Consider the following 26,259-nt stretch of genomic DNA (forward strand, 5'->3'; position numbering starts at 1 on the left):
GTTCTCAGTCCCCGGACTCCTCGGGCGCCACCTCGACCTTCACGTCCTTGCTGAACGCGATGCCGTGGTCCACCAGCGCCTGGTGCAGCATCGGCGTCAGCGAGCGGATGTAGGACGCGGTGACGTGCGAGCCCTGGCGGTAGATGGTCATGCCGCCGATCGCGGCGGGGCAGTCGGCACCGTCGGGGCAGATGTACTGGTTGAGGTCGACGTACTCGACCCCGTCCATCGCCTCGTCCACCTTCTTGAGCGCCGTGTTCCCGTTGACGTCGTTCATCGGGTAGGAGCACCTCCCGTAGTCGCCGGGGTTCTCCTCCATGCACTCGTAGACCGACTTGTCGCCCTCGATGTCCCCCTCCTGCGTGGAGGGGTTGTCGGCGATGAGCACGACCTGGGCGCCACCCTCCTGCAGGCGGGTGAGGTTCTCGGTCATGCTCTTCGAGATCGAGTCCACGTTCTGGGTGTCACCGGTGGAGGTGAAGACCAGGTCCGGAGCGTCCTGCGCCAGCTGGTCCACGAGTTTGCCGTTGTACTCCTCGCACTCGTCGTACTTGCCCTCGGTGCTGAAGGAGCAGGCGGACTTGTTGTACACCTCCAGTCGCCAGTCCTCCTCCTTGGCGATGGCCTCGAGGGCCGGCATCCACTGCACCATCTTGGAGTCACCCACCACGGCCACGCGGGTGTCACCCTCGGCGTTGCCGTAGACACAGTCGTCCGTGCCCGGGGGGTCGGTGGCCTCCTGCTTGGCCTGGCAGTCGTCGGCGTAGACCGAGGGGACGTCCTTGGGGGCGAGCGCGGGCTCCGGGTACACCGGGCCGGACTCGTCGTACTCCTTCGCCGGGTCCTCCACCAGGGCGTAGGGCACGTCCTGGCCGTCCTTCTGCCCGTTCTCCGCCGGCTTCGCACCATCGGCCACGAGCGCCACAGCACCCTTCGCGTCGTCCGGGGTACCGGTCATCTTCGGTGCCACGGACCAGACGGCGGCACCGGCCACCGCGCTGGCCATCATCGTCGCCAGCGCCATGAGCAGCGCCTTGGGCACCGACTGCGAGAGCGCCTTGTGGTAGCGGACCGGGTCCTCGACGAGGAGCTTGGTGGCCCACGACAGCGCGATCGCCACGGCCACCACCACCAGTCGTTCCAGCAGGCCGGAATCCGGGCGCAGCTCGGCCAGGAAGATCAGCAGCGGCCAGTGCCACAGGTACAGCGCGTAGGAGATGCCGCCGATGAAGCGCATCGGCGCGATGCCCAGGAGGCGGCCGGTGAGGGTGTTCGGGGTGCTGCACCCGGCGGCGATCACCAGCGCGGTGCCCAACACCGGCAGCAGCGCCGCGGAGCCTGGCCAGGGGGTCTTCGTGGTGTAGCCCACCGCGGCCACCACCAGGGCCACCACGCCGACCGCCGCCATCACCTGGGCGGCCGCGGCCGGGATCCCGCGGAAGCGCGGGGCGAGGTACGCCACCATCGCCCCGACGGCGAGCTCCCAGACGCGGGTGGTGGTGTAGAAGTAGGCGGTCGCCGGGTCCGCGGCGGTGTGTGTGATGGAGTGCACGAGGCTGGCCAGGAGCAGGACCGCCAGCACGCCCCCGATGAGCGGCATGGCCCGCAGCCTCGTGCGGCGGGCGACCCAGGCCGCGGCGATGATGAGCAGCGGCCAGACCACGTAGTACTGCTCCTCCACCGAGAGCGACCAGTAGTGCTGCAGCGGGGAGGGCGCGGAGTCCTCGGCCAGGTAGTCCACCGCCCGGCCGGCCAGCGCCCAGTTGATGACGTAGAAGGTGGCCGTGAGCACGTCCGAGGCGAGGTCCGCCAGGGCGTTGCGCGTCAGCACGAACAGACCCACCACCGCGGTGAACACGAGCACCAGCGAGGCCGCCGGCAGCAGGCGCCGGGCGCGCCGTGCGTAGAACCTCGGGATGGAGACCGTGCCGGTGGCCTGCACCTCCTTGAGCAGGCCGGAGGTGATGAGGTACCCGGAGATGACGAAGAAGATGTCCACGCCGGCGAACCCGCCGGTGACCCCGGGGAAGTGGACGTGGTGCAGCAGCACCAGGCCCACGGCGATCGCGCGCAGGCCCTCGATGTCCCCTCGGAAGCTCCGGGGGTCCGGGGTGTTGCGGGGACGGCGCGGGGTGCTGTCCTCCACCGTCCGACCGGCTGCGGTCATGGGAACTCCTCCTGGCGGGGCGGCCCGCAGCAGCGGCTCCGTCACCCTCCAACGAAACAGGTCGACCCGGGATGCTTGCACGCCGAGGGGGTCCGGCGCACGCTCCGGCGCTGTGGTGCTGCCCTCACCGTGCCCTGCGGGCGCCGGTCGGAACCGTTGCGGCCGGGGGCGTCTCAGACCATGACGTGGCCGGTCGGGTCCCCGAAGGAGACCAGGCGGCCGCGCTTGGCCAGCAGCTCCGCGTCGCTGATGGTCCAGGTGTGGGCACCCGGGGCCCCACCCCGCACGGAGACGAAGTTGAAGCGGTCCGACGAGTACACCCGGCCCCCGGCGCGCTGCACCTTCTGGCAGAAGGTCGTGTCCACGCGGCGCGGGAGGTCCTCGAAGCGCAGCTCGCGGGCGGTCTCCCGCGGCATGAGCATGGTGCCGCCCTGCACGAGGTCGGTGTACCGGTGCTCGTGATCGGCGAAGCGCAGCAGGGTGGCGCCGCTGGCGCTCAGGTGGGCGTAGTGGGCCCACTTGCCCACCACCTGCGCGTCGGTCCAGCTGAAGGCCCGCACGAGGTCCGAGAGGTAGTGCTCGCCGTAGAGGTTGTCGTCGTCCATCTTGGCGACGTACTCGCCTCCGGCGGCCTCGATGCCGAGGTTCATCACCGCACCCAGGGTCAGGTCGGCATCCGCCCGCAGCACCTGCACCTGCTCCAGACCGTGCTCGGACGCCAGCCCGCGCACGGCGTCTGCATCCACTTCCACCCCGTGGGCCACGAGCACCAGCTCGGTGGACGGGTGCACCTGCGCCGCCAGGGTGCGCACCACGTGTTCCGCGGTCTGCGGGCGCATGGTGGGCACCACGGCGCTCACCGAGGGCACCCGGGCGGGGGCGTCGGTGCCGATCGCGGCCAGCACCTGCTCCACCCGGTGGGTGGCCAGGTGGGCGTCGAAGACGCGCCGGTGCGCCAGCAGTCCCTGCCGGTCGCGGAGCTCGGGGTGCTGCAGCAGGCCCCGCAGCGCCAGCTCGGCCTCCTGCTCGTCGCGGACCACCGTCACCGTGTCCCCCAAGAAGGGTTCGATGGCGGCGGCGGGCCCGCTGACCACGGGGGTCTGCGCGGCCGAGAGCTCGAACAGCCGGCGCGCGCACATCGTCGGCGAGGCGGTCACCGAGTTCACGTTGAGGAAGACCTTGTAGGCGGTGGAGGCCGCCAGCATCTTCTCGTAGGGCAGGGAGCCCACCACTGCGCCGCGGAAGCGTTTCGGGAAGGCGTACCGCTTCGCCCCGCCGGCCTGCCGGGAGTAGATCTCCAGCCCGTGGTCCAGGGCGGCCCCCAGCAGATAGTCCATCTGCTCGCGCCGCTCCGGGTGCTTGTCCGCGAAGTAGCTGCCGGCGAAGGCGACCTCCCGCGCACGCCCGGCCCCGTGCAGGACCGGGTTGTGCAGCCGCGGCTGGGCGGCGAAGGGCAGCAGGCCGACGCGGTCGTGACCGAGGTCCCCGCGGTAGGCCTCAATCCGGTCGGCGTCCACCGTCCACACCCGGTCGAAGAGTCGGGCGGTCTCGATGAAGCGGTCGTAGTTGGGCGGGTCCTCCTTGTTCCAGAAGACCGTGGGGATGCCCCGCTCCCGACAGAGGGCCACCAGTGCGCGCAGCTCCGGCGACGGGGCACCCTCGCCGGTCATCGCCAGGCGCCAGGCGCCACCGTTGCCGTTCCAGGCCGACTCGACGAAGAGCAGGTGCGGGTCCGCGGCCTCGATCTCGCTGCGGAAGCCCTCGGGGGTCACCGGGTGCTGGTCCCACTCGTAGCGGAAACCCAGCTCGCTGAAGGTGTCCAGCACGACGGCGGCCCGCACCTGCGGCCGGGCGACCGGCCCGTCGGGCAGGTCCAGCGCGGGCAGGGGCACCCGGGCCCCGGCACGGCGGGCCGCCTCGCTGCGCAGGCGCGTCGCTTCGCGCTCCACGGTGCGCCGCAGGCGGCCGGGCAGCTCCCGGCGCCGCTGCGGGTCGCGCGCGGCCTCCGTGAGCACCCTGCGACCGCGGCGGACGATGCGGCCGGCCCGCCGTGCGATCCCCATCAGGCGCGGTCCGCCAGGTGGCCGGCGATCACGCGGGCGATGCGCTCACCGGCATGCCCGTCCCACAGCGGCGGCACCAGGTGGTCAGCCTGCCGGCCCTTCTCCAAGGCGGCCACCGCGGCCTCGCCCAGCCCCTCCCGGGTCACCAACTGGTTCGTGCCGTGCGTGATCGTCACCGGACGCTCGGTGTTCGGTCGCACCGTCAGGCACGGCACGCCCAGCACCGTGGTCTCCTCCTGCACACCACCGGAGTCGGTCACCACCAGGGCGGCCCCCCGCACCAGACCCATGAACTCCAGGTACCCCAGCGGGTCCACCACGTGCACGTTCTCGTGGTCCATGAACCCGGCCTCCTCCAGGCGGGCCCGACCCCGCGGGTGCAGCGGCACGATCACCGGCACCCGGTCGGCCACCGAGTGCAGCGAACCCACCAGCGCCTGCACGTCCTCCGGACGGTCCACGTTGCCCGGACGGTGCACCGTCACCACCGCGTACCCCCCCTCGGAGACGCCCTCGGGCACCTGCCCGGCCAGCGACTCCAGGGCCGCACCGGTGTCGTACCGGTCCAGGTTCGACAGCAGCGTGTCGATCATCGGGTTGCCCACGAAGTGCACCGCGTCGGGATCGGCACCCTCGTTGCCCAGGTGCACGTTGGCGTCCGGGCTCGTGGTCAGCAGCAGGGTCGACAGCCGGTCGGTGACCAACCGGTTGATCTCCTCGGGCATCGTCAGGTCGAAGGACCGCAGACCGGCCTCCACGTGCGCGGTGTCGATGCCCATCTTCGAGGCCACCAGCGAGGCCGCCACCGTCGAGTTCACGTCCCCGTAGACCACCACCAGGTCGGGCTGCCGCTCGGTGAAGAGTTCCTCCAGGCCGATCATGATCCGCGCGGTCTGCTCACCGTGGGCACCCGAACCGACCCCGAGGTTCACGTCCGGCTCGGGGATGCCCAGCTGCCGGAAGAACACGTCGGACATCTTCTCGTCGTAGTGCTGCCCGGTGTGGACCAGCAGCTGGTCGATGCCCTCGGCGTCCAGGGCACGCATCACCGGTGCCACCTTCGGGAAGTTCGGACGGGCACCGGTCACGTGGACCACGAGTGCGGACATGCTGTTCTCCCATTCGTCGGGCGCCGGGGTCGTCGTCGGCTGGTCACCACGGTACTGGCGCGGTGGACCCACCCGCCGTCGCCCGGGCCGGGTGCGCCCGTGGACATCTTCGGGCCGTCGACGTAGAGTTCCGGAGCCTAACCCCTTCCGGGTCCCCTCACCCCGGTCCCGGCGGACCGGGACGACGCACGGAGGTCCCCGATCGAACCGCGCCTGTCCAGGACGACCCGGCTCTGCCTCGCGGTGGCTGCCCGACACCTCACGACCGACAGCCTCAAGCTGCTGTCCGTCGCGCTGCGGGCCGCCCCCTCGGTCATCGCCCGCACGGTCCTGTCCGTTCCGGCCGTCCCCCCGGCCCTGCGTGCCCTGGCCCTGGACGCCGACGGCCGGAGCGCGGAGGCACGCGTCCAGCTCGAGAAGCTCGCCCGCACCCGACCCGCCCACCTCCTGCCCACCGTCGTCCGGGTGGCCGCAGTGGTCCACGCGCAGCGGGCGCACCGCACCGCCCTGCAGCGGTTGGATGCCGCCGACGTGCAACACCCCGCCCGTGCGCTGGCGCACCGGGACGCCGGGCACCGCGACCGGGCGCTGGAGGTGCTGGACCGCACCGGCGGTCTGCGCGCCCGGTGGATGCGGGAGCGCATCGAGGGTGAGCGCGCGGCCATCGCCGCCCGCCCCTGGGAGGGCCTGACCCCGGACCCCGACGCCCCCGCCCCGCGCCCCGGGGTCGTGCTGCACGTGGTGACCAACTCGCTGCCTTGGGTGCAGGCGGGGTACACCCTGCGGACCCTGGGCCTCACGACGGCCCAGCAGCGCGAGGGATGGCACCCGGAGGTGGCCACCCGGCTGGGCTTCCCGGTGGACTCCGGCTTCCTGCCCCACGGCACCGAGCACACGGTGGAGGGCGTGCCGCACCACCTGCTCCTGCCGGGTTCGCTGCCGCTGGGCGACGACCGGGCGCTGGCCCTGCACGTGGAGGAGCTCACGGCCCTGGCCCGCCGGGTGCGCCCCGCCGTCCTGCACGCGCACACCCGTTTCAGCAACGCCCAGGTGGCTCTGGCCGTCGGCCGCCGTCTCGGTATCCCGGTGGTCTACGAGGTGCGCGGCTTCCTCGAGGAGACCTGGGTGACGCGGGGTGGCGACCCCGCCTCGGAGAACTACCACCGCACCCGGGAGGCCGAGACGACGTGCATGCTCGCGGCGGACGCGGTGACCACCCTCTCGGAGACCATGCGGCGCGTCATCGTGGAGCGGGGGGTCCCCGCCGAGCGGGTCCACGTGCTGAGCAACGCGGCCCCCGCCGACGAGCTGGCGGCGGTCGACGACCCGGCCACCGCGGCCCGCGGCCGGGCGCACCGCCGGGGGCTCGGGATCGGGCCGGAGGAAGTGGTGCTGGGCGTCATCTCCAGCCTGAACGAGTACGAGGGCACGGAGATGCTCGTGCACGCCTTCGCGCGGCACTGCACCGAGCACCCCGCCGACCCCGGTCACCTGGTGGTGGTCGGCGATGGCCCCAGTGGGTCCACGGTCCGCGCCGCGGTCGCCGCGCTGCCGGCCGAGTTCGCCGACCGCGTGCACCTCGTCGGTCGTGTCCCGCACACCGAGGTCCCGTCATGGCACGCCGCCATCGACCTCGTCTGCGTCCCCCGCCTGGACACCCCCGTCACCCGCCTGGTGACGCCGCTCAAGCCCCTCAGCGCGATGGCGGCCGACTCACCGGTGCTGGTGTCCGACCTGCCCCCGCTGGCCGAGCTCGTCGAGGACGGCCGGGGCGAGGCCGTCCCGCCCCGGGTGGAGGACTGGGCCGCGGCGATGGGCCGCTGGACCCGCCCTGGTCCGGAGGCCCGGGCGGCGCGCGAGCGATCCGCCGAGCGCGCCGCGGCCTGGGTGGACCGGAACGCCACCTGGGAGGTCGTGGCCCGGCGCAGCACCCGGCTGTACGCGATGCTCACCAACCGGGTCTGATCCTCACGCCCCGCGCACGACGGTGGGCGCCACCCGAGGGGCGACGCCCACCGCGGGGCCGGCGGGGCGGTGGCTCAGGGGCGACCCAGACCGATGTAGGTCCACCCCGCGGCCCGCCAGGCCACCGGGTCCAGCGCGTTGCGCCCGTCGATGATGGTCGGCGTGCCCACGGTCTCGACCAACACCGCGGGGTCTAGGTCCTTGAACTCCTGCCACTCGGTCAGGTGTACCACCAGCTCGGCGTCGGCGATCGCCGCCTCGGCGGAGTCCGCATAGGTCAGCGGCGGGTACACCTTCGCGGCGTTCTCCATGCCCTTGGGGTCGTACACGCGCACGTCCGCACCGGCCAGGTGCAACGCCCCGGCCACCGCCAACGCCGGGGAGTCACGCACGTCGTCGGAGTTCGGCTTGAAGCTCGCACCCAGCACGGCCACCTTGCGATCCCGCAGGTCACCACCCAGCTCCTGCTTGGCCAGCTCCACCACGTGATCGCGTCGGCGCGAGTTGATCTTGTCGATCTCGGCGAGGAACTCCAGCGCGTGGCCGGCACCGAGCTCCCCGGCGCGGGCGGAGAAGGCGCGGATGTCCTTGGGCAGGCAGCCGCCGCCGAAACCGACCCCGGCATTGAGGAACTTGCGACCGATGCGGTCGTCGTGCCCGATCGCGTCAGCCAGCTTCGTCACGTCCGCCCCGGCGAACTCACAGATCTCGGCCATCGCGTTGATGAACGAGATCTTCGTGGCCAAGAAGCTGTTCGCCGCCACCTTCACCAGCTCGGCGGTCGGCAGGTCGGTGACCACCACCGGCGTGCCGTCCTGCTCGATGGTGCGGGCGTACACCTCCCGCAGGATCGACTCCGCCCGGTCACTGGTCACACCGAACACCAACCGGTCGGGGTGCAGCGTGTCCTGCACGGCGAAGCCCTCACGCAGGAACTCCGGGTTCCACGCCAGCTCGGCCGTCACCCCATCGGCGGTGTGCTCGGCGATGTACTCGGCCAACCGCTGCGCCGTGCCCACCGGCACCGTCGACTTACCCGCCACCAGCGCACCGTCCTTCAGGTGCGGGGTGATCGAGGCGATCGCCGCGTCGATGTACGTCAGGTCCGCCGCGTGCGAGTCGGCCTTCTGCGGCGTCCCCACCCCGATGAACACCACGTCCGCATCCGAGATCTGCGAGAAGTCGGTCGTGAACCGCAACCTGCCCGAAGCCACCTGCTCAGCCAGGATCGGCTCGAAGTCCGGCTCGTAGAACGGGCTGGTCCCGGCCTGCAGCCGATCCACCTTGGCCTGGTCCACGTCCACGCCCACCGTCTGGAAGCCCAACTGGGCCATCCCGGCGGCGTGCACCGCCCCCAGGTAACCGGTACCGATCACTGCAACGCGCATTCGCGTGCCTCCTCTGCCCTCACGGGCCCTCGCGGGTTCGGCTCACACTATGCGACCACCGCCCTCCCGGGCGTCAGTCCGTGCTCCGAGCCCGCGCCGGTGCGAGAATCACCACATGAGCCAGCAGATCCTCTCCGAACTCGTGGCGAACGTGGCCGCCGTGCACGTGACCGTCGGCCAGCAGGTCGAGGCCGGGACGGAGGTGGCGCTCCTGGAGTCCATGAAGATGGAGATCCCGGTGCTGGCCGAGGCCCCCGGCACCGTCGAGGCCGTCCACATCGCCCCCGGTGACCTGGTGCAGGAGGGCGACTCCCTCATCGTCCTGAGCGACTGAAGGGCCACCGCGCGGCCACGCGTGACCCGAGGCGGGCCCGCACCCCCGGGCGGTCGTCGGTGTCCGGCTGCCGACGTGGCTGGCGCGGCGCCATGGTCGTGGGGTCGAAGTCCTCGCCGCCCACCGGGTTCGTCGCCGGGTCCAGGGCCTCCGCGAGGCGCGCCCGGGCCGCATCGCGGTCCGCCGGGCTGCCGTGCGACTCCAGCGTCCAGTCCCGCACCCACTGCTCCTGCTCGGGGGACATCGGGTCCAGGTGGCGGGCCAGGGACTCCTCCACCTCGGGGCGCAGGCGCGCGGGCAGGGGGTCCAGCGCCGGCGTGAAGGAGGCCTCCAGCGGCGTGGCGTCGTTCCCCCTGGTCAGGTCGTGCAGGGCCGCCATCACCCGCGACTCGTGGTCGGCGGTGGACGATGCGGCGTACCGGGCGGCCGCCCACGCGAGCGCCACCTCCACCTTGATCGGCCGCCGTCGCAGGTTGCGGGCGATCTCCTCCTGCTGGAGGAAGCGGTCCAGCTCGGCACCCGGGGGCCACTCGTCGGTCACCCCGAGCGTCGACAGCGTCTTGCGCCCGCACTTCCAGCACCGCATGCAGGGCCTGCCGGGCTCGCCCCGCTGGCAGGAGGCGGCCGGCGGACCGTACGCGGACCGGGCGGCGATGACGGCCGTCCCCACCTCGCTGACACCGGCCACCACGTTGGCCACCGGCAACCCGACTGCCTGGAAGACCGGGCCGAACTCGGCCACGAAGGGGCTCTGCTCATAGGGGCGGTAGGCCGTGGCACCGAGCATGGTGGCCGAGGTCAGCACCGTTCCCCAGGACAGGGCCGAGGTGCCGTCGTGCCCCGCCCACAGCAGTGCAGGGGCCGCGTTCTGCAGGTCGTGGGGGAAGCCCATGGGGTCGCGCAGGAACTCCACGTCGGTGCGCACCACCCGGGTGGCGATGCCCTGGTCGGCGATGAAGGCGACGGCCGCGAGCGCCGCCGCCGGGTCGATCTTCCCGCCCAGCGGCTGGTCGTCGAAGCGGTGTCGCTGTTGGTAGTAGGCGTGGGCCGTGGCGCCGAGCACCTCCAGCGCGGCCGTGCAGTCCACCCCTCCGCTGTAGGCCAGGGCGACCGGGCCGCCCTGCGGGCAGGGCCGGGGCTCCACCGCGGGGTCCACCGGGCCCACCTCGATACCCAAGCCATACTGCGCGGCCGCAGCGAACACCTGCGAGACCGGCCGGTCCATCTCCAGCCGCCCGTCCTGCCACGGGTGCACGCAGAGCAGGGCCACCAGCGCCACCAGGTCGGGGTGCACCGCATCGGTCGGCACGGGGTCGAAGGTGACCGACCGCGCCACCATGTGGGGAAAGGATCCCCGCGGCTCACGCCCCCGCGGGGTCAGCCGCAGGACCAGTCGGGCACCCTCGTGGGTCGTCCTGACGCGCATGCAGCCTCCTGAGGGTCCTGTCCCCGTGAGGCTACTGTGCTCAGCCCTCGCGGGCGGCCCACCACCGCCGCAGCTCCTCGGCGGCGGCCTCGGGCCCCACCGGGCCGGCATCGAGCCGGAACTGCAGCAGGTGGTCGTAGGCCTCGCCCAGCACCGGGCCGGGCGGGATGCCCAACACCTCGGAGATCTGGTGCCCGTTGAGGTCCGGTCGCACCGCAGCCAGCTCCTCCTCGGCCTGGATGCGGTCGATCCGCTCCTCCAGCGCGTCGTAGGTCTGCGCCAGCCGCCGTGCCTTGCGCTGGTTGCGCGTGGTGCAGTCCGCCCGGGTCAGCAGGTGCAGGCGCGAGAGCAACGGCCCGGCATCGGTGACGTACCGGCGCACCGCGGAATCGGTCCACTCCCCGTCGCCGTACCCGTGGAAACGCAGGTGCAGCTCGATCAGCCGCACCACGTCGCGAATCGTGTCCTTGTCGTAGCGCAGCGCACGCAGCCGCTTGCGAGCGAGCTTGGCCCCCACGATCTCGTGGTGGTGGAAACTCACCCGTCCGCCGGGCAGGAAACGGCGGGTCGCCGGCTTGCCGATGTCGTGCAGCAGCGCTGCCAGGCGCAGCACGAGGTCCCCGTGCGGCACCTCCTCGGCGGCGCCCTCGCGCGGCCCCTCCAGGTCCATCGCCTGCTCCAGCACGATGAGGGAGTGCTCGTAGACGTCCTTGTGACGGTGGTGCTCGTCGCGCTCCAGCTGGAGCGCGGGCAGCTCGGGGACGACCTGCTCAGCCAGCCCGGTGTGCACGAACACCTCAAGCCCGGCCCGTGGGTGGTCCGAGAGGATCAGCTTGGTGAACTCGTCACGGATCCGCTCGGCGGAGATGATCTCCAGCGAGGGCGCCATGTCCTTCATCGCGTCCATCACCCGCTCGGAGGGCACCAGGCCGAGCTGGGCGGCGAAGCGGCAGGCCCGCATCATGCGCAGCGGGTCGTCGGCGAAGGACTCCTCAGGCGCCGTCGGGGTGTCCAGCTCCCCCGCCTGCAGCGCCGCCAGGCCGCCGTGCGGGTCCACGAACCCCAGGTCCGGCAGGCGCAGCGCCATCGCGTTGACGGTGAAGTCCCGGCGCACCAGGTCGTCGGCCAGGTCGTGGCCGAAGCACACCTCCGGCTTGCGGCTGGCCCGGTCGTAGATGTCCGAGCGGTAGGTGGTGACCTCGAGGGTCGTCTCCCCCTTGCGCGCGCCGATGGTGCCGAACGCTCGCCCCAGGTCCCAGGTGGCGTCCGCCCAGCCCGCGAGCACCTTCTCGATGTCGTCCGGGCGCGCGTCGGTGGTCAGGTCCAGGTCCGGTGAGGTGCGGCCCAGGAAGGCATCGCGCACCGGCCCCCCGACCAGCGCGAGCTCGTACCCGGCGGCGGCGAACCGCTCGCCGACCTCGGTCAGCAGCGGCATCACGGGCGCCAGGTGGCGGACGGCTCGCTGCAGCAGGGTCTGGGTGGGGGTCTCGCTCACGGTGGGACCACGCCTCCTGGGTCGGGACTGGGCAGCACCGGAGTCTACGTGGGCCCGCAGCAGCCCGCGGAGGACTCGGGGTGAGCCCCCGGGGGGCGACGTTCGTGCAGGTCAGGTCGCTATCATGTGTCGATGACGCTCTCGATGCACCGCGCGGTCCAGTCGCCTCGGCGACTGCCGTCGATGCGCGAGACCTCGGCGGGGGGCGTGGTCGTCACCGTGGAGCCCGGACGGGCCCGACTGGCCCTCATCGCCCGCTTCAACCGGGCCCACCGGCTCGAGTGGTGCCTGCCCAAGGGCCACGTGGAGGCCGGGGAGACCCTGGTGCAGACCGCAGTGCGCGAGGTGGCCGAGGAGACCGGCATCCGCAGCCGCCCCGTGCTCACCCTGGGGACGATCGACTACTGGTTCTCCACCCCGGAGCGACGCATCCACAAGCGCGTGCACCACTACCTGCTCGAGGCCGTCGGGGGACGGCTGACGGTGGAGGAGGACCCTGACCACGAGGCGGTGGACGTCCAGTGGTTCGACCTCGACACCGCCCACCGCACCCTGACCTTCCCCAACGAGCGGCGGATCGCCCAGATGGCCTGGCGCCGGTTGTGCGGCGCCTGATCCGGCGGCCCGCCCGGTGGGGACTCACCGGGGCGGCCCTCGCTGCTGCCGCCTGCCTGTCGCCGGCCCCCGCACACGCTGCCGACGAGACCCCCGCGGTCGACCTGCGCCTCGACGAGGTGGCCCCCGGCTGGGTGACCGGGGGCGATGAGGTGCGCCTGACCGCATCGGTCCACGGCACCGACCTGGACGCGACGGACCTGCGCGTCACCCTCTCGACCGCCTCCCCCCTGACCTCGCGGCAGGAGGTCTCCACCTGGCTCGACGGCGGTGACCACCCCGGGCGCGACCGCCTCGCGGTGGAGGAGCTGGAGTCCCCGGCCGCCGGCAAGCAGCAGGAGCTCGCCCTCACCCTCCAGGCCCCTGCCACCCAGCAGCCGGTCGGTCTGCCGGTGGTGGTGACGGTCTCCGGCGAGGTTGACGGCGAGCGCCGGGTGATCGACCTGCAGCGCACCGTCGTGCCCGTGCTGCCCGAGGGTGGGGCCGTCGAGCCCACCACCCGCCTGGGCTGGGTGCTGCCCACGACCGTCCCGCTCGACGCCGGGCTGTTCACCGCCTCCTCCGAGGACCGTGAGGCCGCCTGGTCCGATGCGGTGAGCGCCAGCCCGTCGGTGGCCGCCGCCACCCGCCTGGGAGACCGGGTGACCCCCCTGGTCGACCCCGCCCTGGTGCCCCACCTGGGCGACGACCAGGCCGAGGCGGTGCTCACCGCATCGGCCGGTGGGGCCTGGCACCGCCCCCGCCACGGGCTGCGTCCGCTCGCCCTGCGCGCCGGCGAGGACGCGCTGTGGGAGCGGGCCACGGCCTCCGGTGACGGGGTGAACGGCCCGCTGGTGTTGGACCTCAGCTCGAGCACCGGCCGGCTCGGGTCCGACGACCCCCTCCTGCGGGAGCTCGTCGCGACCACGGGGCCAGACACCGCCGTGCTCGCCCCCGCCGGCTTCCGGGACGAGTCCACCGACAGCGGCCCCGGCGCCGCGCAGGACCCGGGCAACTGGTGGGAGGACCGGCGCGTGGGCTGGGTCGACCAGGCCATGTCCCACCACCTGACCACCCAGGCCGGGGACGCCGCCGACGACCAGGGGGGCACCGCCGTGCCCACCCAGGCGGTCCTGGGGCTGAGCCTGTTCACCGGCACCGAGGGCGAGCTGCACGACCTGGTGCTCCTGCCCGACCCGGGCAGCGTGGACGCCGAGGCCCTCTCCCGCGCCGTGGACGCGGCCGAGTCCGCCCCGTGGGCCCTGTCGATGCCGGCCTCCGAGCTGCTGGCCTGCACCGCCGACGGCTGCCCCGCGCCGCCGCGGGAGGGGACCGCCCAGTGGCCCGCCATCGAGCCCGACGAGGAGTTCGCCGAGCGTCCGGGCGACTTCGACCGCCTGAGCGGGGACGCCGCCGCCCTGGCCACCGTGACCACCGGCTCCCGCCGCGACCTGCTGCTGGAGGGTCCGGTGGCTCTCCTCTCGGACCAGTGGGAGGACGACCGGGCCCGCACCGAGGCCCTGACCGAGCTCCGCCGGGGCATCGCCGAGCTGCTGGGCGCGCTCGACGTGGAGGAGAGCACGGTCAACCTGCTGGCCGACTCGGCCGAGCTGCGTGCCACGGTGGCCAACGGCAGCCCCACCACCTTCGAGAACCTCCGTGTGCAGGTCAGCCCCGGCAACTACCGCGTGACCGTCGACCAGCCGGAGGGCGCACTGGGGCTGGGCCCCAGCGGCCGTGCCAGCACCGCCTTCACGGCCGAGGCGCACGCCGCCGGCAAGGTGCCGTTGCGCATCACCGTGACCACCCCGGACGGGCAACGGGTCCTGGCCCGCGGGGAGGTGGTGGTGAACGCCCGCCCGTCGGACGGGTGGTGGTACGCCGGCATCGGTATCGTGACCGCGCTGTTCATCGGCTTCGGTGCCTGGCGCACGGTGCGCCAGGTGAGGGCCGGTGCGTCCCCGCCCTCGTCCGAAGCCGGAGCCCCCCGTTGAGCCAGTCCTCCGTGGGCCGCAACGCCGCCATCATGGCGGCGGGCACCCTCACCTCCCGCGTGCTCGGTCTGGTGCGCGTCGCCCTGCTGACCGCCGCCCTGGGTGCCGCCACCAACGTCGGCAACGCGTTCGACACGGCCAACCAGCTGCCCAACGTGTTGTTCATCATCATCGCCGGCGGCGTGCTCAACGCGGTGCTCGTGCCGCAGCTGACCAAGGCGATGCGGCACGCCGACGGCGGGCAGGACTTCACCGACCGGCTGCTGACCCTCGCCCTGGTGATCATGGCCGGCCTGACGGTGGTGGCCATCATCGGCGCCCCCCTGCTGGTGGCCCTGTACGGCTCGGGCTACACCCCGGAGACCGCGCGGCTCTCGGTCTTCTTCACCATGCTCTGCCTGCCGCAGATCTTCTTCTACGGGCTGTACACGCTGCTGGGGCAGGTCCTCACCAGCCGGGAGTCGTTCGCCCCGTACATGTGGACCCCGGTGCTGGCCAACGTGGTGCAGATCGCCGGCATCGTGGCCTACCTGTTCGTATACCCCCACGAGCCGCGGGTGGCGGACGTCACCTGGTCCATGATCCTGCTGCTGGGCGGCAGCGCGACCCTCGGCATCGTCATCCAGGCGCTCGCGCTGGTGCCCTTCCTGCGGAAGGTGGGCTTCACCTACCGGCCCCGATGGGGTTTCCGCGGGGTGGGGTTGCGCAGCGCCTCCACGGTGGCGATGTGGTCGCTGGCCACCATCGTCGTCGCCCAGCTGGGCATCATGGCCAACAAGACGGTGCTCTCCCACGCCCCGCACGGCGTGGCCGGCCAGGCGGCCTACAGCAGCGCGTTCCTGATCTTCATGCTGCCGCACAGCCTGGTGACCGTCAGCCTGCTCACGGCCATGTACCCGGCGATGTCACGCCGCATCCACGACCGCGACATGGCGGCCATCGGGCAGGACCTGCGCCGGGGGCTGCGCAGCACGACCGCGGCGGTCATGCCCCTGGCCGCGCTGCTGATGGTGGTGGGCCCCGTGGTGGCGGCGCTGATGTTCCCCTCGCAGACGCCCAACACGGTGCGCGCCATCGGGCTGGCCGTGGCGGTGCTCGCGGTGGGGCTGGTGCCCTACGCGGCGATCGCCCTGTTCCAGCGGGCCTACTACGCGTTCGAGGAGGGCTACAAGCCCTTCATCATCCAGATCCTGTCCACGGTCCTCATCGGGGCGATGGCGTGGTGGGCCCTGGGCCTCCCGGCGGAACGGGTGCTGATCGGCATCGCCCTGGCCCAGACGCTCTCGCAGTTCGGTGGGGCGGCGTTCTCCACGCTGCTGATCCGCCGCCGCGTGCCCGAGGCGGGGCTCGGCCGGCTGGTGGGCTTCTACACGCGCCTCTCGGTGGCCAGCCTCACCGCGGCAGCGGCCGCCTGGGCCTCGATGCAGTGGCTCGCCCGGCGGACCGGGGCCGAGGCCCTGGAGTTCTCGACCGCCCTGGGCAACCAGTGCGGCGGCCAGGGAGAGGTCGCCTGCCGCGAGCTCCCGCGGGTGGCCGACCAGTGGCTGGCCGTGGCCTTCACCGGCGTACAGACCGGTTTCGTCTTCGTGGGTGTCTTCGCGCTGCTGGCGGCCCTGCTGAACATCCACGAAGTGACCGGGGTCGTCCAGCAGGTGCTGCGGCGGGTAAAGCGGGCCTGACCGGCGCGGTTCCGCATCGTCCACCGCGCGGGGCCTCCTAGACTCGGGGGGCGCACCGCGCTCGCCGAGCGCACCCGACGGAGAGGACATCGTGCTCCCACTGCAGACCGGCACCATCATCAACGGCCGGTACCGCCTGCTGGGGCGGGTGGCCGAGGTCGCGGACGCCGAACGGTGGATCGGTGAGGACACCACCCTGCGGCGTGAGGTCGACCTGTGGATCACCGCATCGGACCACCCCCACGCCGCCGCCGCACAGGATGCTGCCCGCCGCGCCGCGCTGGTGGAGGACGCCCGGCTGCCCCGCGTACTGGACATCGGGGTGGAGGACGGCCTGCAGTGGCTCATCACGCAGCACGACCCCCGGGCCCGCACCCTGCTCGAGCTGGTGGAGGCCGCGCCCCTGCCACCGGCCGAGGCGCGCCGCCTCGTCGGTGAGGCGGCGCAGGCCCTGGAGGGCGCCCGGCGGCACGGCGTGCACCACGAGGCGCTCGACGCTGAGCTGCTGCTGCGGGACGCGGACGGCGGAGTGCTCGTGAAGGGCCTCGGGATCGCCGCGGCCCTCACGGGTGCCGACACCGGCGGTGCCGACGCGGCCGCGGAGCGTGACACGAAGGACCTGGTGGCGCTGCTGCGGACCGGCCTGACGGGACGCTGGCCAGTTGCCGGTCGCCCCTCGGATGTCGCCGAGGCGGTGCCGTACGAGCTCGACGAGTTGTGCGCCCAGCTGGACCACGAGGGCAGCCTGGAGCTGGACGGGGAGCCGGTCCGCACCCCCGCCGACCTCGTGAGCGTGCTGGCCCCCTGGAACAGCAGCACGGTCTCCGGGCGAGGCGTCGTCCGCCCTGCGCCCGTGCCGTCCGAGGGCGTGTCCGACGACGCCACCCAGGCGGTGCCCACCACCCGCGGTGACGCGGCGCCCGACGCCCCGACGACGGCCATCCCCCTGGCCACCGGGGCCGCAGCCGCGGCGGGAGCCGGGGCCGCAGCCGCGGCGGGAGCCGCGCGTGGCGGGGACGCTGCCCACCGCGGCGCGGACCAGAACCCCACCGCCGACACGACGGCGATCCCGACCGAGCGCGAGGGGGCCGCGAGCGTGGACGGCCCCGCATCGGCTGCGGCAGTGGCGGGTTCCGCCCCCGGGGCCGCCGGACTCACCGACCCCGCAGCAGCGGAGCCCGCCGCAGACGGCTCCGGCGGGGACGGGATCGATGGCGAGCGCACCGACGGGGGCGAGGACGTCCGCGAGGACGGCGACACGCCGGGCCGGGAGGACCCCGCGGGAGCGCCGGGACGCAAGCAGCTGCTGCTGGCGGGTGCCGGTTCACTGGCGGTCGCCGGCGCGCTCGCCCTGGCCGCTGTCGCCCTGCCGGGCCTGTTCTCCGACGACGACGCACCGGACGACACCGCCGCACCCAGCGTCTCGGCCCCCGCCGCGGACGGGTCCGGGAACCCCACGTCCGCTGACGACCCGACCAGCGCCGAGGAGGGCGACGACGAGGCCAGTGGCGGCTCCGGGGAGGAGAACCCCGGCGAGGGCGCCGACGAGAGCGCCGATGCGGGCGCCGACGGGGACGAGTCGGCCGGCACCCCCGGCGAGGCGACGGATCCCGCACCGGACGGGGACGGGACCACCGGGAGCGACGCCGCCGAGGGCGAGGGCCCCGGGGACGAGTCGGCAGCCCCCACCAGCGGTTCCGAGGACGGGAAAGACGACGGGTCCGAGGAGGACGCGGCGCCGGTGCCCGGCGGGGACGGCTCCACCGCCCCCGACGACAGCGCACCGGGGTCGCCTGAGGCGGGGTCGCCTGAGGACGCTTCCAACGAGTCCTCCTCTGACAGTAGTACTTCCAAGGATGATGCGGGCGAGTCCGACACCGCCGAGACCGACACCCCGGGGGACGGGCCCGACTCGTCGGCTCCCAACGGTGGGTGGCCGATCGCCGACATCGTGGGCTACGACCCCGGTCACGACGGTGACGAGCACACCGACTGGACACCCCGCATCAACAACCCGAACACCGATCTCCCGTGGTCCACCCACAAGTACAAGCACCGCCCCTTCGGCGGGTACACCGACGCCCTGGGCCTGCGCATCGACCTCGGCGAGGTGCGCGAGGTGTCCGCGGTCGACATCGGGGCGCCCCGGGGCGACTGGGAGTACGAGATCCGGGTGGGGCCCAGCGAGGACATCCTGCGGGCCGTCACCATCGGCAGCCACCGGGGCGGGGGCGACGTGACCCTCGAGGCCGACCAGCCGGCGCAGGGCCGCTTCGTGTTCGTGTGGTTCACCGACACCGCCCCCACCGGCGACGGCTGGTGGCACGCGCAGCTGGAGGACATCACCGTCCGCTGAGCTGTCGGAACACAGGCAGCATCCTGCCTGTTGACACCCCCGGGCACCACCCAGACCCCCTGTCCCTCGACCACCCACGCCGCACCAGGAGTACCCGTGAGCATCTTCACCCAGACCTCGGCGGTCGCGCTCAACGCGCAGCCCGCCACCCAGTCCGAGACGTCCCCGGCGGGCGAGGGCGAGGTGCGCGAGGTCGTCATCGTCGGCTCCGGCCCTGCCGGCTACACCGCCGCGGTCTACGCCGCCCGCGCCAACCTGCGGCCGCTGGTCTTCGAGGGCTCGGTGACCATGGGCGGGGCGCTCATGAACACCACGGACGTGGAGAACTACCCGGGCTTCACCGACGGCATCATGGGCCCGGACCTGATGATGCAGATGCGTTCCCAGGCAGAGCGTTTCGGCGCCGAGCTGGTGACCGACGACATCGTGGAGATGGACCTCACCGCTCCCGTGAAGACCCTGCGCGACGGCTCGGGCACCACCTACCGGGCGCGCACGGTCATCCTCGCGATGGGGTCCGCCTACCGCGAGCTCGGACTCCCGCGCGAGAAGGAGCTCTCCGGCCACGGCATCTCCTGGTGCGCCACCTGTGACGGGGCGTTCTTCCGCGAGCAGCACATCGCCGTGGTCGGCGGGGGCGACTCGGCCGTCGAGGAGGCCACCTTCCTGACCCGCTTCGCGGACAAGGTGACCCTGGTGCACCGCCGGGACGAGTTGCGCGCCTCGCAGATCATGTCGGACCGCGCGCACGCCGACCCGAAGATCGAGTTCGCCTGGAACTCCGAGGTGGCCGAGATCCACGGCGACGCCAAGCTGACGGGGATCACCCTGCGCGACACCGTGACCGGCCAGGAGCGCGAGCTCCCGGTGACCGGGCTGTTCATCGCCATCGGCCACGACCCGCGCAACGAGCTGCTCACGGGCCAGGTCGACCTCGACGAGAGCGGCTACGTCATGGTCGAGGGGCGTTCCACGCGGACCAACCTCGAGGGCGTCTTCGCCGCCGGGGACCTGGTCGACCACACCTACCAGCAGGCGATCACCGCAGCCGGCTCCGGCTGCCAGGCCGCGCTGGACGCGGAGCGCTACCTGTCCACCCTGGACAGCTCGCCGGTGGATACTGCGCAGATCGAGCCGGCGGCCGACGAGCGCGTCCCCGGCGACGTGCCCGCCTGACACACCCACCCATCCCACAGAACCACGACACGAGGAGGCCATCATGGCTGGAACCGAGACCACGACCGACGCCACCTTCGACCAGGACGTCCTGAAGAGCGAGCTGCCCGTGCTCGTTGACTTCTGGGCCGACTGGTGCGGCCCGTGCAAGCGCGTCGCCCCCATCCTGGAGGAGATCGCCAAGGACTCCGAGGGCAAGCTGCGCATCGTCAAGCTGAACACCGACGAGAACCCGCAGACCGCGGCGCGCTACGGCATCACGTCCATCCCCACGATGCACGTGTTCTTCCAGGGCGACGTCGCCAAGACGATCATCGGCGCGCAGCCCAAGCCAAAGCTGCTCAAGGAGCTCGAGCCCTTCCTCGGCTGAGCACCACCGCACCGGCGTGTACGGTGCAGCGTTCCACGTGAAACACCCCCCGGCGTCATGTCGGGGGGTGTTTCACGTGGAACAGGGATCAGTCCGGTCGCCGTCCCCATGGCGTACCGAGGGGCGGTTCCGGGGAGCCCGGGTCAGTCCTCGGGCACCAGCATCGTGAGGATCCGGTCCAGGTCCTCCTGACCCGCGAACTCAACCGTCAGCGTCCCCTTGGTCCGGCCCATCTTCACCGACACCCGCGTGTCCCACCGGTCGGACAGGTCCGCCGCGAGCTCCTCGTGCTCCGGCGTGGACCGACGCTGCGGGCGACGCCGCGGTGTCTCGGTCGAGTCACCCTCCCCGCCGACGCCCAGTGCGATGAGCTCCTCCAGACCGCGGACCGACATCCCCTCAGCGACCACCCGCTGGGCCATGCGCTCCATGGCGGCCCCGTCCTCCAGACCCAGCAGGGCGCGGGCGTGGCCAGCGGACAGGACACCAGCGGCTACCCGGCGCGCCACGCTCGGTGGCAGCTTCAGCAGTCGCAAGGAGTTCGTGATGCGGGGACGGCTCCGGCCCAGGCGCTTGGCCAGTTCGTCGTGGGTGCAGCCGAAGTCCTCCAGGAGCTGGCCGTAGGCAGCAGCCTCCTCCAGCGGGTTCAGCTGGACGCGGTGCAGGTTCTCCAGCAGCGCCTCGCGGAGCATCTCGTCGTCGCCGGTCTCGCGCAGGATCGCCGGGATCGTCTCCAGGCCTGCCAGGCGGGTGGCCCGGAGACGGCGCTCACCCATGATGAGCTCGTGGGCCTCACCCACCCGGCGGACGACGACCGGCTGCATGACGCCCAGTTCACGGATGCTGTGGGCCAGCTCCTGCAGGTCGTCCTCGTCGAACACCTCTCGGGGCTGCCGCGGGTTCGGGACGATCTCGTCCACGGCGAGCTCGACCAGTCGGGCACCGATGCCCGTGTCCGCGGGCTCGTTCGAAGCCGTGACCGCACTGCCGCCTGTTCCTCGACGGGTTCCCCCTGTGGACGCGGACCCCTTCGGTTCCGACGGGCCCTGGTTCGAGGCGGTGCCGGCCGCGGAGGCAGCGCGCGGGGCGCCGCGCTCCGCATCTTGGTCACGGCCGGCCGAGTCACCACTCACCGCGGGGCTCTCGTCACGCTTGGGCCAGTAGACGTCGCGCGGTCGGTTACCGCCGTCCTCCTGCGGGATCAGGGCTCCCAGCCCTCGTCCCAAACCCCTGCGCTGCCCTGCCATGTGTCCTCCTTGCGTGACCGACGACGCCCTGTCGGGCGACCACACAGTCTCCCACGACGATCGTCCCTCGCCCGTACCCGCATCCGTGTTTCACGTGGAACCTTGCGGAGTCACCGGTGCCGATTCCCCAGGACGCGGGTGCTCCCGAGTCCTCGTTCCGGGGTTCCACGGTTCCACGTGAAACCACGTCCCAGTGTCCCCCGGGCATGACAAAGGCGGTCCTCCGAGGAGAACCGCCTTCATCGGAACCAGGGTTCGCGATCAGGTGTTGGGTCGCTTGCCGTGATTCGCGCCCTTCTTGCGCTTGGTCTTGCGCTTGCGCGCGCGCTTGCTCGACATGATGACCTCCTGGGCCCTCTGAGACGTGAAATGCGCCCTGCCGGGCGCGTGTCCACGATTATCTCACACCGGCCCCCGGCAGCAACACCATCGGCCGCTCAGCCCCAGCGGGCCGCCAGCTCCTTCGCCGCGGACCGGTACGCACGTGCTCCTGGGCCCTCCGGGTCGTAGGCGAGCACTGTCTGGCCGTAGGAGGGCGCCTCGCTGATGCGCACCGACCGGGGGATCAGCGTCTCGAGCACGACCTCACCGAAGTGGTCGCGCACCTCCTGGGCCACCTGGGTGGCCAGTCGGGTCCGCGCATCGAACATGGTCATCAGGATCCCGCCGAGGCGCAGCTCGGGGTGGAGGTGTCGCTGGATCAGGTCGATGTTGCGCACGAGCATGCTCACACCCTCCAGGGCGTAGTACTCGCACTGGATCGGGATGAACACCTCGTCGGCCGCGACGAAGCCGTTCACCGTGAGCAGCCCCAGACTCGGGGGGCAGTCGATGAGCACCACGTCGTAGGACCGCTCGTCCCGGACGTCCTGCAGGGCCCGCCGCAGGCGCGTCTCGCGGGCCACGAGCGACACGAGCTCGATCTCCGCACCCGCCAGGTCGATGGTTGCCGGCACGACGTCGATGCGGTCACTCTCCGGGGAGGACTGCGCGACCTCGGGGAGGGTCGCCTCGTCGATGAGCACATCGTAGACGCCGGCCACCCCGGACTGGTGCTCGATGGACAGCGCCGTGGAGGCATTGCCCTGCGGGTCCAGGTCGATCACCAGCACGCGCAGACCACCCTCAGCCAGGGCGGCTGCCAAGTTCACGGTGCTGGTGGTCTTGCCCACGCCGCCCTTCTGGTTCGCCACGGTGACCACCACGGTGCGGGACGGGGGCGTCAGCCGCGCGGGCAGCCCACGCTCCTTGCGCTCGGCGGGAGTGAAGGGGGGCACGGAATCGTCCTCGTCGTCGTCGTCGTCGGACCCGGGCTCTTCCTCGGGCGTGGTGCGTTCCTCGGCGCCGGTGGAGTCCGCGCCGACGGCTCCCGAGCTCCCTCCGGCCGTCGCCTCGTCTGCTGCCGTTACCGCATCCGCACCGACGGCAGGGACCCGCTCGACCCGGGGCTCGGCCACCGGGGGCTGCCACCCGACGGGGGACCCGCCAGCAGTGGGCACGGTCGGGATCGCGGGGTGGCTCCCCGTGGGCCAGCCAACCGGGTTGCTCATCGCTTCTCCTTGTTCCGACGACGACGTCCGCGGGCCCCGCTCGGACCCTGGCGGCCAGCGTTCTCCTTGGTCACGACCACGACGGTGGTTGGCACATCCAGGAGCTCCTGCCCACAGTCCACCACGTCCACCGCACCGCCGCCGAGGCGCTGCAGCACGCCGGCTGCCTCCTCGACCTCCTGCGGCGCGGAGGACCCCTTGAGGGCGATCATGCGTCCCCCGACGTCCACCAGCGGCAGGCACCAGGGCGCCAACGTGCTCAATCGGGCCACGGCCCGTGCCGTGACCACCGGGGCCGTGACGTCACTCGGGAGATTCTCTGCGCGAGAACGGATCACGGTGACGCGGTCGGTGAGATCCAGCTCCTGCACGACCTCCTCGAGCCACACCGTGCGGCGCAGCATCGGCTCCACCAGGGTCACCCGCGTGTCCGGCGCGGCCAACGCCAGTGCGATGCCGGGCAGCCCGGCGCCGCTGCCCACGTCGAGTACGTGGTCGGCCCCGTCGAGCACGTCGGCCACGACCGCGCAGTTCAGCACGTGTCGGTCCCACAGGCGGGGGACCTCCCGGGGGCCGATCAGCCCGCGCTGCGCCCCGGAGGTCGCCAGCAGCTCCGCGAAGCGCTCCGCTTGCGGGAGCAGCTCGCCGAACACGCGCACCGCGGCCTCGGGGGTCGGGGCCAGGCCTTCCTCGGAGGGCACGCCGCTGTCCACGCCGGTCACTCCGCGGTGGCCGGCGACACCACGACGTAGCGGTTCGGCTCCTCGCCGGCCGAGCTCGACACCAGGCCCGCGGCCAGGACGCGGTCGTGGACGACCTTGCGCTCGAAGGCGGTCATCGGCTCCAGCGCGCGCTCGGTGCCGCTCTCGCACACCGCGGCCGCCGTGCGATCGGCCAGCTCCTCGAGGGCGGCGCGGCGCTCCGCGCGGTAGCCGGCGACGTCCAGCATCAACCGGGTGCGCTCCCCGGTCTCGGCCTGCACCGCCAGGCGCGCGAGCTCCTGGAGGGCCTCCAGGACCTGCGCGTTGGGGCCCACCAGCCGACGGGGCACCGTGCCCTCCTCGGAGTCCACGATGCTGACCAGCGCGCGGTCGCCCTCGAGCTGGACCTCGAGGTCCCCGTCCAGGTCGGCGATGTCCAGCAGGGTCTCGAGGTAGTCGGCGGCGAGCTCGCCCTCGTTCTCGAGCTCCTCGCGGGTGCGCTCCGGGCGCGGTCCGTCGTGGCTCATGTCAGTTCTTCTTCCGCTTCTTCTTGCTCTTGTTGCTCTTCTTGCGACGAACTGGTTGGGCGCGCTGTCCACCGCTGCCGCCCTGTGCGAGGCGGTCGGGCTGCTTCGACGTCGAGTTCAGCACCGGCTCCGAGGAGCTCTTCGCGTCATCGTCGCCCAGGGCGGTCGACCCGGAGTCCTTGCCCCCACCAGCCGGGGCCAGCGTGAGTCGCTTCGGCTCCTTGCCCTTGGCGATCTGGCGTGCGTGCATGCGGCGCTCGGCCTCGGTGTTCGGCGTGGGCAGGTTGCGGATGACGTAGAGCTGCTGGAAGTAGGACCACAGGTTGGTGAAGGTCCAGTAGACGAGCACACCGATCGGGAAGTTCACACCGGTGACGGCCAGGATCACGGGCAGGGCGTAGAGCATGATGGTCTGCGACTGCGCCATCGGCCCTTCCTTGGCCGAGTCCGGCATGTTCTTGTCCATCATCATCTTCATGCTCACGAAGGTGAAGACGGTCATGAGCAGGATCAGGACGACCGAGACGATCTTGCCCGTCAGGTCGGAGTCGTGCAGGAACGAGTCGGACAGCTCGGCCCCGAAGATCGTGGCCGCATCGAAGGAGCTCGCCAGGTCCCGGGTCATGAAGCCGATGGGGTCCTTGGTGCCCGCGGCGATCTCGTCCACCCCGTTGAGCACCCGGAACAGACCGAACAGGATCGGGATCTGCACCAGGATGGGCAGGCAGGAGGCGAACGGGTTGGTCCCGTTGTTCTTGTAGAGCTCCATGGTCTCGGCCTGCTGCCGTTGCATGGACGCCTGGTCCTTCTTGCCCTTGTACTTCGCCTGGATCTTCTTCAGCTCCGGCGCCAGCAGCTGCATCTTGCGGCTGCTGTGAATCTGCTTCACCACCAGCGGGATCATCAGCAGGCGAACGAGGATCACCAGGGCGAGGATGGAGAGCACCCAGGTCCAGCCGGACTCCTCCGGGAGCCCGAGGGCGGTCACGCCCCAGTGGGCGCCGGCGAGGATGGCTGCCACGGCCCATTCGATGGGGTAGAGCAGGTTCGGCACGAAGAGTCCTTCTCGTGTGAGCAGTGTCGGATCAGGCAGGTGCGTGGCCGCGGGTCAGTCCGCCGGGCGCGCACCGGGTTCGGGGTCATTCTCTCCCGAGTGGTGGTCGGTCCCGAGCAGACCTCCGGGGTCGGTCCCGGGGACCGGGTCGTAGCCGCCGTGCGACCACGGGTTGCATCGTGCCACGCGCCAGGTGCTCAGCCACGTGCCACGCAGGGCACCGTGCTCGGTGAGGGCCGTCACGGCGTAGGCCGAGCAGCTGGGGTAGTACCGGCACATCGGGGGCAACAGGGGTGAGATCAACCGCTGGTAGGTCCAGACCAGGGCCAGCAGCGGCCAGGCGAGGAGCGGTCTGCCGCCCACGCTCAGCACGTCAGGCCCCCCGGGGTCGGGCGCGCTGGAGGCAGCGGTCGAGGTCGGCCACGAGCCGGCCCCACTCGGCAGTCGCCGCGGCAGGGTGCGCCCGGACCACCAGGTCGTGCCCGACCGGCAGCTCGGACAGCCGCTCGGCCACCACGTGCCGCAGCCGGCGCTGGACGCGGGAACGCACCACGGAATTGCCCACCTGCTTGGAGACGACGAAACCGACCCGCACGGGATGCGGGTCGGTCGTCGAGTCGTCCTGCGGTGCCCGGGGAGTCACCACGACGGTCATCGTGGAGGACGATCCCCGACGGCGCCCCTCGCCCCGCATCGTGGCCGTGAAGTCACGGCTACGGCGCAGTCGGTGACGGGCCGGGAGCACCTGCGCTCAGGCGGACAGCTTCGCGCGGCCCTTGCCACGGCGGGCGGCCATGATGGCGCGGCCGGCGCGGGTGGACATGCGGGCGCGGAAGCCGTGCTTGCGGGCACGACGACGGTTGTTCGGCTGGAAGGTGCGCTTGCTCATGATGACTCCTGGTGGTTCGGGCAGACCCTGGTTCCCCGGGCTGCGACTCCGCGCACGCCGCACCGTGTGGCGGGTGTGGCGGAGATGGCGAGTGCCCGAGCTCGTGTGGGCACCTCATGGGCCGCGCGGCGCACCCATGAGGTGCCGCGGCGCAGACCGGACCCCCCACCTTACG

At 72.3% G+C, this 26,259-nt stretch carries 23 protein-coding genes; 8 read left to right on the forward strand and 15 right to left on the reverse strand.

Annotated features, from left to right (window positions below):
- Positions 1 to 4: 4 nt before the first annotated feature.
- The 3 genes from KSED_RS13100 to wecB all read right to left on the reverse strand — a co-directional run bounded on the left by KSED_RS13100 (position 5) and on the right by wecB (position 5,339).
- Positions 5 to 2,167, reverse strand: a complete 2,163-nt coding sequence (locus tag KSED_RS13100; protein ID WP_015780553.1) for an acyltransferase family protein — start codon at positions 2,165 to 2,167, stop codon at positions 5 to 7.
- Positions 2,168 to 2,340: 173 nt separating this feature from the next.
- Complete coding sequence (locus tag KSED_RS13105) at positions 2,341 to 4,230, reverse strand: glycosyltransferase family protein (RefSeq protein WP_015780554.1); 1,890 nt, start codon at positions 4,228 to 4,230, stop codon at positions 2,341 to 2,343.
- Positions 4,230 to 5,339 carry a non-hydrolyzing UDP-N-acetylglucosamine 2-epimerase gene (gene wecB / locus KSED_RS13110; RefSeq protein WP_015780555.1) on the reverse strand — a complete coding sequence of 370 codons (1,110 nt, stop codon included), beginning with the start codon at positions 5,337 to 5,339 and terminating at the stop codon, positions 4,230 to 4,232. The genes KSED_RS13105 and wecB overlap by 1 nt, the downstream gene beginning before the upstream one ends.
- Before the next feature lie 243 nt (positions 5,340 to 5,582).
- On the opposite strand from wecB, the gene KSED_RS13915 reads away from it, so the two are divergent.
- Positions 5,583 to 7,304, forward strand: coding sequence for a glycosyltransferase (locus KSED_RS13915; protein WP_015780556.1), 1,722 nt, complete (start codon positions 5,583 to 5,585; stop codon positions 7,302 to 7,304).
- Positions 7,305 to 7,378: 74 nt separating this feature from the next.
- Here KSED_RS13915 and KSED_RS13120 read toward each other — a convergent pair whose 3' ends face one another.
- Positions 7,379 to 8,692 carry a UDP-glucose dehydrogenase family protein gene (locus KSED_RS13120; RefSeq protein ID WP_015780557.1) on the reverse strand — a complete coding sequence of 438 codons (1,314 nt, stop codon included), beginning with the start codon at positions 8,690 to 8,692 and terminating at the stop codon, positions 7,379 to 7,381.
- Between the two features lie 115 nt (positions 8,693 to 8,807).
- Between KSED_RS13120 and KSED_RS13125 the strand changes: the two genes are divergently transcribed.
- Positions 8,808 to 9,026, forward strand: coding sequence for a biotin/lipoyl-binding carrier protein (locus KSED_RS13125; RefSeq protein WP_015780558.1), 219 nt, complete (start codon positions 8,808 to 8,810; stop codon positions 9,024 to 9,026).
- Here the strand turns inward: KSED_RS13125 and KSED_RS13130 are convergent.
- On the reverse strand, positions 9,007 to 10,452 hold the full coding sequence (locus KSED_RS13130; protein WP_015780559.1) for a DUF6395 domain-containing protein: 1,446 nt from the start codon (positions 10,450 to 10,452) through the stop codon (positions 9,007 to 9,009). The two genes, KSED_RS13125 and KSED_RS13130, sit on opposite strands and share 20 nt — an antisense overlap.
- A gap of 40 nt (positions 10,453 to 10,492) precedes the next feature.
- A complete protein-coding gene (locus KSED_RS13135) occupies positions 10,493 to 11,947 on the reverse strand; it encodes a CCA tRNA nucleotidyltransferase (protein WP_015780560.1) in 1,455 nt (484 codons plus the stop codon).
- Positions 11,948 to 12,079: 132 nt separating this feature from the next.
- Here KSED_RS13135 and KSED_RS13140 point away from each other — a divergent pair, with 132 nt between their 5' ends.
- The 6 genes from KSED_RS13140 to trxA all read left to right on the forward strand — a co-directional run bounded on the left by KSED_RS13140 (position 12,080) and on the right by trxA (position 20,116).
- Positions 12,080 to 12,562, forward strand: a complete 483-nt coding sequence (locus tag KSED_RS13140; RefSeq protein ID WP_015780561.1) for an NUDIX hydrolase — start codon at positions 12,080 to 12,082, stop codon at positions 12,560 to 12,562.
- Positions 12,550 to 14,535, forward strand: coding sequence for a hypothetical protein (locus KSED_RS13145; protein WP_015780562.1), 1,986 nt, complete (start codon positions 12,550 to 12,552; stop codon positions 14,533 to 14,535). Before KSED_RS13140 ends, KSED_RS13145 begins: the two co-directional genes overlap by 13 nt.
- On the forward strand, positions 14,532 to 16,214 hold the full coding sequence (murJ, locus tag KSED_RS13150) for a murein biosynthesis integral membrane protein MurJ (protein ID WP_015780563.1): 1,683 nt from the start codon (positions 14,532 to 14,534) through the stop codon (positions 16,212 to 16,214). Before KSED_RS13145 ends, murJ begins: the two co-directional genes overlap by 4 nt.
- 91 nt (positions 16,215 to 16,305) lie before the next feature.
- Positions 16,306 to 18,570, forward strand: coding sequence for a hypothetical protein (locus KSED_RS13155; RefSeq protein WP_015780564.1), 2,265 nt, complete (start codon positions 16,306 to 16,308; stop codon positions 18,568 to 18,570).
- Between the two features lie 183 nt (positions 18,571 to 18,753).
- Complete coding sequence (trxB, locus tag KSED_RS13160; RefSeq protein WP_049758711.1) at positions 18,754 to 19,746, forward strand: thioredoxin-disulfide reductase; 993 nt, start codon at positions 18,754 to 18,756, stop codon at positions 19,744 to 19,746.
- 43 nt (positions 19,747 to 19,789) lie between these two features.
- The gene (gene trxA / locus KSED_RS13165) at positions 19,790 to 20,116 is read left to right on the forward strand and encodes a thioredoxin (RefSeq protein WP_015780566.1); all 327 of its coding nucleotides are present in this window, start codon (positions 19,790 to 19,792) and stop codon (positions 20,114 to 20,116) included.
- 143 nt (positions 20,117 to 20,259) lie between these two features.
- Here the strand turns inward: trxA and KSED_RS13170 are convergent, their stop codons facing one another.
- From KSED_RS13170 to rpmH, 9 genes are all read right to left on the reverse strand, one after another.
- The gene (locus tag KSED_RS13170) at positions 20,260 to 21,363 is read right to left on the reverse strand and encodes a ParB/RepB/Spo0J family partition protein (protein WP_015780567.1); all 1,104 of its coding nucleotides are present in this window, start codon (positions 21,361 to 21,363) and stop codon (positions 20,260 to 20,262) included.
- 261 nt (positions 21,364 to 21,624) lie between these two features.
- Positions 21,625 to 21,702 carry a 50S ribosomal protein bL37 gene (locus KSED_RS15815; protein WP_015780568.1) on the reverse strand — a complete coding sequence of 26 codons (78 nt, stop codon included), beginning with the start codon at positions 21,700 to 21,702 and terminating at the stop codon, positions 21,625 to 21,627.
- A 98-nt stretch (positions 21,703 to 21,800) separates the two neighbouring features.
- Positions 21,801 to 22,913, reverse strand: a complete 1,113-nt coding sequence (locus KSED_RS13175) for a ParA family protein (RefSeq protein WP_015780569.1) — start codon at positions 22,911 to 22,913, stop codon at positions 21,801 to 21,803.
- Positions 22,910 to 23,614 (reverse strand): 16S rRNA (guanine(527)-N(7))-methyltransferase RsmG, encoded by a 705-nt coding sequence (rsmG, locus tag KSED_RS13180; RefSeq protein WP_237699543.1) that lies wholly within the window; start codon positions 23,612 to 23,614, stop codon positions 22,910 to 22,912. Before rsmG ends, KSED_RS13175 begins: the two co-directional genes overlap by 4 nt.
- A 17-nt stretch (positions 23,615 to 23,631) precedes the next feature.
- Entirely contained in the window at positions 23,632 to 24,141 is a 510-nt protein-coding gene (locus KSED_RS13185) for a Jag family protein (RefSeq protein ID WP_015780571.1), read from the reverse strand.
- Position 24,142: 1 nt separating this feature from the next.
- A complete protein-coding gene (gene yidC / locus KSED_RS13190; RefSeq protein ID WP_015780572.1) occupies positions 24,143 to 25,195 on the reverse strand; it encodes a membrane protein insertase YidC in 1,053 nt (350 codons plus the stop codon).
- A gap of 54 nt (positions 25,196 to 25,249) precedes the next feature.
- Complete coding sequence (yidD, locus tag KSED_RS13195; RefSeq protein ID WP_172465371.1) at positions 25,250 to 25,558, reverse strand: membrane protein insertion efficiency factor YidD; 309 nt, start codon at positions 25,556 to 25,558, stop codon at positions 25,250 to 25,252.
- A gap of 10 nt (positions 25,559 to 25,568) precedes the next feature.
- Complete coding sequence (gene rnpA / locus KSED_RS13200) at positions 25,569 to 25,889, reverse strand: ribonuclease P protein component (RefSeq protein ID WP_049758714.1); 321 nt, start codon at positions 25,887 to 25,889, stop codon at positions 25,569 to 25,571.
- 57 nt (positions 25,890 to 25,946) lie between these two features.
- A complete protein-coding gene (gene rpmH / locus KSED_RS13205) occupies positions 25,947 to 26,084 on the reverse strand; it encodes a 50S ribosomal protein L34 (RefSeq protein WP_015780575.1) in 138 nt (45 codons plus the stop codon).
- Positions 26,085 to 26,259 lie beyond the last annotated feature (175 nt).

Source organism: Kytococcus sedentarius DSM 20547 (assembly GCF_000023925.1).
GTDB classification, from domain to species: Bacteria; Actinomycetota; Actinomycetes; order Actinomycetales; family Dermatophilaceae; genus Kytococcus; species Kytococcus sedentarius.

Coding starts and splice junctions, on each gene's coding strand:
- KSED_RS13100 (WP_015780553.1), bottom strand. CDS start 2,167: ATGACCGCAGCCGGTCGGACGGTGGAGGACAGCACCCCGCGCCGTCCC.
- KSED_RS13105 (WP_015780554.1), bottom strand. CDS start 4,230: ATGGGGATCGCACGGCGGGCCGGCCGCATCGTCCGCCGCGGTCGCAGG.
- wecB (WP_015780555.1), bottom strand. CDS start 5,339: ATGTCCGCACTCGTGGTCCACGTGACCGGTGCCCGTCCGAACTTCCCG.
- KSED_RS13120 (WP_015780557.1), bottom strand. CDS start 8,692: ATGCGCGTTGCAGTGATCGGTACCGGTTACCTGGGGGCGGTGCACGCC.
- KSED_RS13125 (WP_015780558.1), top strand. CDS start 8,808: ATGAGCCAGCAGATCCTCTCCGAACTCGTGGCGAACGTGGCCGCCGTG.
- KSED_RS13130 (WP_015780559.1), bottom strand. CDS start 10,452: ATGCGCGTCAGGACGACCCACGAGGGTGCCCGACTGGTCCTGCGGCTG.
- KSED_RS13140 (WP_015780561.1), top strand. CDS start 12,080: ATGACGCTCTCGATGCACCGCGCGGTCCAGTCGCCTCGGCGACTGCCG.
- trxA (WP_015780566.1), top strand. CDS start 19,790: ATGGCTGGAACCGAGACCACGACCGACGCCACCTTCGACCAGGACGTC.
- KSED_RS13170 (WP_015780567.1), bottom strand. CDS start 21,363: ATGGCAGGGCAGCGCAGGGGTTTGGGACGAGGGCTGGGAGCCCTGATC.
- KSED_RS15815 (WP_015780568.1), bottom strand. CDS start 21,702: ATGTCGAGCAAGCGCGCGCGCAAGCGCAAGACCAAGCGCAAGAAGGGC.
- KSED_RS13175 (WP_015780569.1), bottom strand. CDS start 22,913: ATGAGCAACCCGGTTGGCTGGCCCACGGGGAGCCACCCCGCGATCCCG.
- KSED_RS13185 (WP_015780571.1), bottom strand. CDS start 24,141: ATGAGCCACGACGGACCGCGCCCGGAGCGCACCCGCGAGGAGCTCGAG.
- rnpA (WP_049758714.1), bottom strand. CDS start 25,889: ATGCGGGGCGAGGGGCGCCGTCGGGGATCGTCCTCCACGATGACCGTC.
- rpmH (WP_015780575.1), bottom strand. CDS start 26,084: ATGAGCAAGCGCACCTTCCAGCCGAACAACCGTCGTCGTGCCCGCAAG.